A 7,157-nucleotide genomic window follows, 5' to 3' on the forward strand; every position below is an offset into this window, starting at 1 on the left:
TCCTTTTTAAGAGGAGAATACTCTTGCAAGGAAGGATGGATTTTTACAGGGCGCAAGTTACAGAACAAACCAAGCTCCTTACGAAGACCAAGGATTGCTTTTTCAGGACGGATAGAAGGATCTACATTATCCCATTTAGGACCGCCTACAGCACCAAGCAATACAGCATCAGCCGATTTACAAGCCTCGATAGTATCCTCAGTCAAAGGAACACCGTATGCATCAATAGACGCACCGCCCGCTTTTTTATCAATCCAATTAACCTTTACACCGGCTTTTTCAAAAGCCACATCACACACAGCCTTCGCTGCAGCAATAATCTCAGTACCAATACCGTCACCAGGGATCAATACGATATTTTTTTCGCTCATTCTTATTTCCTCATATACTACATTCATCCGAGACAAGGTGAAGTCCTAAAGCTCCAGCTAGCTTAACGGCCTTCGCCCAAGGGGCTCGACCTACTAAAGTCGCTTGAGGCCTTCACCTTGCCTCTACATCATCAATACATTGCGGAACTCCGCAAGACCGAAAAACACACCCACCCTCAGAACAGAAGATTACAATTTGGATCAAACCTCACCGACAAATTGCTAAGAGCCGAATGCCCGTTGAAACCGACTTTGGCCCTGCGAAGGCCGCAGGCCGGAGTCAGACCCGGCCGGTGGAGGTTGAGACGGGTGTTTGGCTCGCCTCCGAAGGCCGCTAAGGCAACTGGAGGGAAAAACAAACATTCCATCCCGGATATGTACTACTTGCGATGTTTCGCAAAGTTCACAAGACCTCCTGCTGCCGCAATATCTTGAATAAATTGTGGCAATTCAGTGCCTTGGTATTGTTCGTTTTTAGTCAAGTTGTACACAATACCTTTAGATAAATCTACGCCAATTGCATCGCCAGCATCGATACGATCGACTTGTTCGCCGATTTCAATAACTGGTAAACCGATATTGATAGCATTACGGAAGAAGATACGAGCAAAGGAGTGTGCAATGATAACAGGCACGCCTTTTGCTTTGATAACGCCTGGTGCGTGTTCACGAGAGGAACCGCAACCAAAGTTTTTGCCAGCTACCATGATTTCGCCAGCTTTCACATTAGGAGCGAATGTAGTATCAATGTCCTCCATCGCATGTTCAGCCAATTCGTTCCAATCGGCAATCGCTAAGTAACGAGCGGGAATGATTACGTCTGTATCTACATCGTCGCCGTAGCGCCAGATTTTTTTGCTTTCAAAATCCATTTTAAACCTCCTCAGGGCCTGCAATGCGGCCTAATACAGCACTTGCTGCCGCCACGTATGGGCTTGCCAAGTATACCTCAGAATCAACGTGACCCATACGACCACGGAAGTTACGATTTGTAGTGGAAACGGTACGTTCTCCTTCGGCCATAATGCCCATGTAACCACCAAGGCATGGACCACATGTTGGCGTGGACACAGCGCAGTCAGCTTGAATGAAGATGTCCAAAAGCCCATCTTTCATAGCTTGATCGTATACATCTTGGGAACCAGGAATTACGATACAACGAACGAATGGAGCTACTTTGCGACCTTTGAAGATTTCTGCAGCTGCCACCAAATCTTCGTAACGGCCATTTGTACAGGAACCGATGATAACTTGGTCGATTTTAATATCTTTGTCGATTTCGTTGATGTAATGTGTGTTGGATGGCAAATGTGGGAATGCTACCACTGGTTGCAATTTGGACAAGTCGATGGTAATAGTTTGCGCATATACTGCATCAGTATCTGGAGCGATTGGCTCAACAGGACGATTGACACGGCCTTTGATGTATTCTTCAGTAATTGCATCGTAAGGGAATACGCCACATTTACCACCCGCTTCGATAGCCATGTTACAGATGGTAAGGCGGTCAGCCATAGTCATGTGTTGTACGCCGTCGCCAGCGAATTCAAGAGCCATGTAACGAGCGCCATCTACGCCGATTTGACCGATTAAATCAAGGATTACGTCTTTACCAGTTACCCATTTGTTAGGTTTGCCGATAAGCTCAACTTTAATCGTTTCAGGTACTTTGAACCAAGTTTTACCTTCTGCCATAGCAACGCCCGCATCAGTGGAGCCTACGCCTGTGGAGAACGCATTCACCGCACCATAGGTACACGTGTGGGAGTCAGCACCGATAATCATTTCGCCAGGACCGATAAGACCTTTTTCTGGCAAAATAACGTGTTCAATACCCATTCTACCTACTTCAAAGTAGTTCGTAATGCCATGTTCACGTACGAAGTCGCGCATTACCTTAGCTTGAGTAGCGGATTGAATATCTTTATTCGGTGTAAAATGATCAGGCACCAAGTAAATTTTATGGCGATCAAATACAGGTTTGCCAATCTTCAAAAACTCTTTACGAGCCGGTGGGAATGTGATGTCGTTCATCAATACCGCATCCAAATGACATTCAATGATTTGGCCTGGTTTTACAACATCAAGACCCGCGTGGCGAGCCATATTCTTTTCGGTAATGGTCATACCCATATTATTCTTCCTCCTGTTGTTCTAGCTCCATAGCTAGGAATACGGAATTCACCGCATTGATATATGCATTTACACTTGATTTAACGATATCGGTGCTGATACCACGACCGTGATAAATACGTCCTTTATATTCAACCTTGAGAGTTGCTTCCCCAAGGGCATCTTTACCAGCTGTTATAGCGCGGATTTGGTAATCTTTCAAGCTAATTGGCAAGCCCACCACACGTTCAACCGCTTTAAGGGAGGCATCCACAGGGCCATCACCAACCGCAGCATCTGCTCTTTCACCTTCTGGCGTATTAAGACGAACATCAGCATAGGCATAACCTTTTTCACCCAATTTGTAGTATTGAGCAACAAGCTCGTACGCTTTCTTGTGATCCATGTGTTCCACAACAATAGCGATGATATCATCATCGTATACATGTTTTTTCTTATCTGCCAAATCTTTGAATTTAGCAAATAGGTCGTTGATTTTTTCTTCTGTGAAAGTTTGGTGGAATCCCAATGTTTTCAAATGGTCTTCGAAGGCATGGCGGCCAGAATGTTTGCCAAGAACGATATTTGTCTTTTCAGCACCTACGGATTCAGGCGTCATGATTTCATATGTTTCAGGGTTGTTAAGCATGCCATGTTGGTGGATACCAGATTCATGAGCAAATGCGTTAGAACCAACAATAGCTTTATTTGGAGGAACTGACACGCCTGTTAAGCGACTTACCAATTTAGACAATTTGGTGAATTGTTTTGTATCGATGTTCACTTGTAAATCGTGGAAATAGTCATGCCGTGTTTTAAGAGACATCACAACCTCTTCGATACCCACGTTACCAGCACGTTCACCAAGTCCATTAACTGTACATTCTACTTGGCGAGCACCAGCTTCGATAGCAGCCAAGGAGTTAGCATTCGCAAGACCAAGGTCATCATGACAGTGAACGGAAATGATGGCATTTTCAATACCAGGTGTATGTTCTTTGATGTAACGGATCTTAGAAGCAAACTCTTGAGGCATCATGTAACCCACTGTATCTGGTACATTAATGATTGTTGCACCACCAGCAATAGCTGTGCCATATACTTGGCAAGCAAAATCTAAGTCTGCACGAGATGCATCTTCGCCAGAGAATTCGATTTCATCAACCTTACCTTTAGCCAATTCTAAAATAGCTTTAACCTTATCTAGTACTTGTTCACGAGTCATCTTTAATTTATATTGCATATGGATCTCGGAGATAGCGATGAACACATGTAAACGACTGCGCTCCGCATCCTTCAATGCATCTATAGCCTTGATAACGTCCTTCTCATTAGCACGTGCCAATGCACAAATTGTTGTACCCTTCACCTCACGTGCGATAGTTTGCACCGCTTCAAAATCCCCAGGAGACGCTGCAGGGAAACCTGCTTCAATAACATCAATACCAAGGCGTACGAGACCTTTCGCAATCTCTACCTTTTCTGGTGTGCGAAGTGCAACGCCCGGTGTTTGTTCCCCATCACGAAGGGTTGTATCGAAGAAATATACGCGATTTTGATCCATAATCTTCACCTTTTCTGTACTAATAAAACATAACACTTTATTATATCTATTCATTATGAAAGTTTAATCAAACAAAACGTAGAATTAAAGTGCGTGCTCGCAAGCGACTTTAGTAGGTCGAGGCCCTAGGCCGAAGACCGTTAAGCTAGCTGGAGCGTCAGAGCACCACTTTAATTCGGTCACGTAGTATGGTTGACTAAACTTTTATAAAAAAAAGCCCCTCAGAACAACTGTCGTTGCTCAAAGGGGCGTTATATTCATAACACGGTACCACCCTAATTGGGACTTGTTTCGGGTATAACGGAACCACCGTCAATGACTACTGCTGTATTCGCCATCAAAGCTCACGGGAGAGTGTCAGCGTACAACCTCTATTGCCTCGCACCAGCCGGCAACTCTCTGAAAGCAGGATTTGTAAACCTTTATACCCGTTCATCGCTTGATTTAAGATATAAGGGTATTGTACTGTATTCTATAGACTTATGTCAATTAAAATAAAATGAATATGATTTCATAAAACTCATCGTTAGTAGTTAGTCCACTCTAAATCATCAAAATCATTCTTAATGAGTTTCTTCTTCTTTACCACTTGGTTCGTTAGCTCAATGCATTCATTAACAAAGGAAATATCTGTATACCATTCCTTTAAGTTAGCATATACTTCACGCTTTAAATCAATAATTATAGTTTGAATTGGATTCCATGTTTTACATTTTACAGACTCGACCATAACCATGCTACTACCTATGAAAGTAACATCTCTACCATAAATCCAAAATGGCAATACCTTATCTTTTATAGAAATAGAGTATATAGCATCCCCATGAGGCGGTTCCGTTTCATATTGTGCACGTATCTGGTACTTTTCCATGATTTCATTACTACCATTTTCTATATATGATAGCTTTGAAATCTTGTAATTTTCTAGGCTCATAAAAACTCCGTTATTTTTAATATCAATTACCACCTACAGATGTAATCAAAGATCTAGCCCATCTAACAGAAACTGGCTCATTAAATAAAAACACATGGTTTTGCCCCTTATCTTCCCAAGATGCTAAGTAAACGGCATCATCCACCATTCGATAGGTTACCGTCATCCCATTTACTACATCGGTTCTCTGAGGTAAGTAATCCTTATAATCGCCTGAGATATTACCTGATAGAGTCGATACACGATACTTAATATACTTCGGCATATCATCTACACGATCAAAATATCTTCCTTTTAAAAGCTCATGATAGGCATACACGACTTGTAATACATCGTGATCCACAATAGATACATGTACAGGACGTAATCCCTCTAATCCACTTAGCAAATACGGTTTAAAGTTCAAATGTTGCTTAGCCTCATATACAGTATCAAACACCTCTAGCGATTGACCTTTACGAATGTTTTTATAATCGCTATCAGTTATGGTACAACTACCTAGGCCGTCTGGGCATGGAAACTCATTTCTGTCACCATAGGGCTGGTCATAAATAGAATTACCATTAAGACGAAACCGCATCAAATCATCTGCAGAGACAACATTGATGGAACCTATGAAAACTAGCATAGCTAACGCACATACAACCTTTTTCATGATACAATCCCTTGTAAACAAACTATATATAGTAAGTTAATTATATCATTAAAAGGTAATCTATGATGACAATAAACTATGTCTAAGATACTCACTCTCTTGTACTCAGTCTAAGACACTTAAGTGCACTCAATACAATAGACGCTATCCGATATACTCCAATAGAATTTACTTTCACAGTCTAATAAATTTTTTCAAAATTTAAAGCAGCTATTATCATAAATCTATCCTATTTGATAGTATCTATCACAAATTATTCTACTATTCAAAATAATTGTAGATGCTATAATAAACTCAACAAAAGGAATATGTGCTCATATAATACTAGTTAGTGCACTGTTCTATATAGTTAGTAGTTTATAAAAGGAGACCATCATGACACATACACAAGTAAAAGAACTCGTACAAGCTTTATTAGATGCTCCATCAAGTAATCCTACAGTAAAAGAATTTGCTCAATCTTGGATCAACGCAGAAGGCAAACCTGAACAAGAAGAGCTTACTAAACAACTCGTATCCGTAGCAGAACAAAACATTGCGCTTATCGACGAAACAATCGGTTTTGCAGGCTCTAAATTAGCTACACAAATCCTTGGTGCAGAAGGTGCTGCTAATCTATTGCAACACGCTAAAGACATTAAAGCAAAAGGCGCAGAATTCTGTGACTGCCCTGGTTGCGTGGCATGTAAACACATTATCGATTTGAAAGCGGAAATCAAATAATTGATACTCAAAAGCCCCTGTTTAACACAGGGGCTCTTTCTTTTTACACACTCGCATCCACAAGTGCTTGTGTATATGGATGTACCGCTTCTTTGAGTCGTTTTGATTCGATGTTTTCCACGATTTGTCCGTCTTTCATGACGATGATTCGGTCTGTTACGGCTTGTAATAGTCCGATGTCATGGCTGACGAACACATAGCCGAAGGGTTGTTCCATATGTAGTTTTTGTAAGAGATCTAACACTAACTTTTGGTTTACCGCATCAAGGGCCGATGTAGGTTCATCAAAGAGTACTAGTTTCGGGTTCATCAGCATGATCCGTGCCAATACGACCCGTTGCAGTTGACCACCGCTGACTTCATGAGGATATTTATTAACCGTATTCTCAGGCAAATCTACTCGTTGCATCCATTTACGAATATCGTCCTTTGCTGCCGCCACATCCATAAGACCATAGTTGATATACGGCTCTAAGAGAAATGCTTCTAAGTTCATCCTTGGAGGAATCACCGACAAGGGATTTTGAAACATCATCTGCATAGAACGATATATGTCTCTATGATTTTGAATAGAATGGATTTCCTCACCAAAGAGTCGCAAGGTGCCAGATGTAGGTTTTTCTAACATAGCAATCAATCTAAGTAGAGTGCTTTTACCAGAACCACTGCCACCTGCAATGCCTACTCGTTCATTGGGAGCCACAGAAAAGGATACGTTATCAACGGCGCGGACCGTATGATTGTGGTTCGTATATTGTTTACATATATTCTCGAGTTGAATCATACTACACCACTTTC

The 7,157-nt window shown here is 41.6% G+C and carries 8 protein-coding genes and 1 other annotated feature; of the genes, 1 reads left to right on the forward strand and 7 read right to left on the reverse strand.

What is annotated here, in order from left to right; translation table 11 throughout:
• From RYO55_RS09415 to RYO55_RS09440, 6 genes are all read right to left on the reverse strand, one after another.
• The coding region (locus tag RYO55_RS09415) for an isocitrate/isopropylmalate family dehydrogenase (protein ID WP_314985271.1) at window positions 1–371 on the reverse strand (371 nt) is incomplete at its 3' end.
• Between the two features lie 380 nt (window positions 372–751).
• Complete coding sequence (locus RYO55_RS09420; protein ID WP_016476163.1) at window positions 752–1,243, reverse strand: 3-isopropylmalate dehydratase small subunit; 492 nt, start codon at window positions 1,241–1,243, stop codon at window positions 752–754.
• Window position 1,244: 1 nt separating this feature from the next.
• Window positions 1,245–2,504 carry a 3-isopropylmalate dehydratase large subunit gene (leuC, locus tag RYO55_RS09425; RefSeq protein ID WP_314985274.1) on the reverse strand — a complete coding sequence of 420 codons (1,260 nt, stop codon included), beginning with the start codon at window positions 2,502–2,504 and terminating at the stop codon, window positions 1,245–1,247.
• A gap of 1 nt (window position 2,505) precedes the next feature.
• A complete protein-coding gene (locus RYO55_RS09430) occupies window positions 2,506–4,047 on the reverse strand; it encodes a 2-isopropylmalate synthase (protein WP_314985275.1) in 1,542 nt (513 codons plus the stop codon).
• Window positions 4,048–4,288: 241 nt separating this feature from the next.
• Window positions 4,289–4,492 (reverse strand) — a binding site (T-box leader).
• Between the two features lie 81 nt (window positions 4,493–4,573).
• Complete coding sequence (locus RYO55_RS09435; protein ID WP_314985276.1) at window positions 4,574–4,981, reverse strand: hypothetical protein; 408 nt, start codon at window positions 4,979–4,981, stop codon at window positions 4,574–4,576.
• Window positions 4,982–5,003: 22 nt separating this feature from the next.
• Window positions 5,004–5,636, reverse strand: a complete 633-nt coding sequence (locus RYO55_RS09440) for a hypothetical protein (protein ID WP_314985277.1) — start codon at window positions 5,634–5,636, stop codon at window positions 5,004–5,006.
• Window positions 5,637–6,011: 375 nt separating this feature from the next.
• Here RYO55_RS09440 and RYO55_RS09445 point away from each other — a divergent pair, with 375 nt between their 5' ends.
• Window positions 6,012–6,359 carry a hypothetical protein gene (locus RYO55_RS09445; RefSeq protein WP_314985278.1) on the forward strand — a complete coding sequence of 116 codons (348 nt, stop codon included), beginning with the start codon at window positions 6,012–6,014 and terminating at the stop codon, window positions 6,357–6,359.
• A 43-nt stretch (window positions 6,360–6,402) separates the two neighbouring features.
• On the opposite strand, the gene RYO55_RS09450 is transcribed toward RYO55_RS09445, so the two are convergent.
• Window positions 6,403–7,143, reverse strand: a complete 741-nt coding sequence (locus RYO55_RS09450) for an ATP-binding cassette domain-containing protein (protein ID WP_314985279.1) — start codon at window positions 7,141–7,143, stop codon at window positions 6,403–6,405.
• Window positions 7,144–7,157 lie beyond the last annotated feature (14 nt).

Origin of the sequence: uncultured Veillonella sp. (assembly GCF_963551295.1) — a bacterium.
GTDB lineage: Bacteria > Bacillota > Negativicutes > Veillonellales > Veillonellaceae > Veillonella.

Excerpts from the sequence above, each read along its gene's own strand:
- RYO55_RS09420 (WP_016476163.1), bottom strand. The coding sequence starts at position 1,243 with ATGGATTTTGAAAGCAAAAAAATCTGGCGCTACGGCGACGATGTAGAT.
- leuC (WP_314985274.1), bottom strand. The coding sequence starts at position 2,504 with ATGGGTATGACCATTACCGAAAAGAATATGGCTCGCCACGCGGGTCTT.
- RYO55_RS09430 (WP_314985275.1), bottom strand. The coding sequence starts at position 4,047 with ATGGATCAAAATCGCGTATATTTCTTCGATACAACCCTTCGTGATGGG.
- RYO55_RS09435 (WP_314985276.1), bottom strand. The coding sequence starts at position 4,981 with ATGAGCCTAGAAAATTACAAGATTTCAAAGCTATCATATATAGAAAAT.
- RYO55_RS09440 (WP_314985277.1), bottom strand. The coding sequence starts at position 5,636 with ATGAAAAAGGTTGTATGTGCGTTAGCTATGCTAGTTTTCATAGGTTCC.
- RYO55_RS09445 (WP_314985278.1), top strand. The coding sequence starts at position 6,012 with ATGACACATACACAAGTAAAAGAACTCGTACAAGCTTTATTAGATGCT.
- RYO55_RS09450 (WP_314985279.1), bottom strand. The coding sequence starts at position 7,143 with ATGATTCAACTCGAGAATATATGTAAACAATATACGAACCACAATCAT.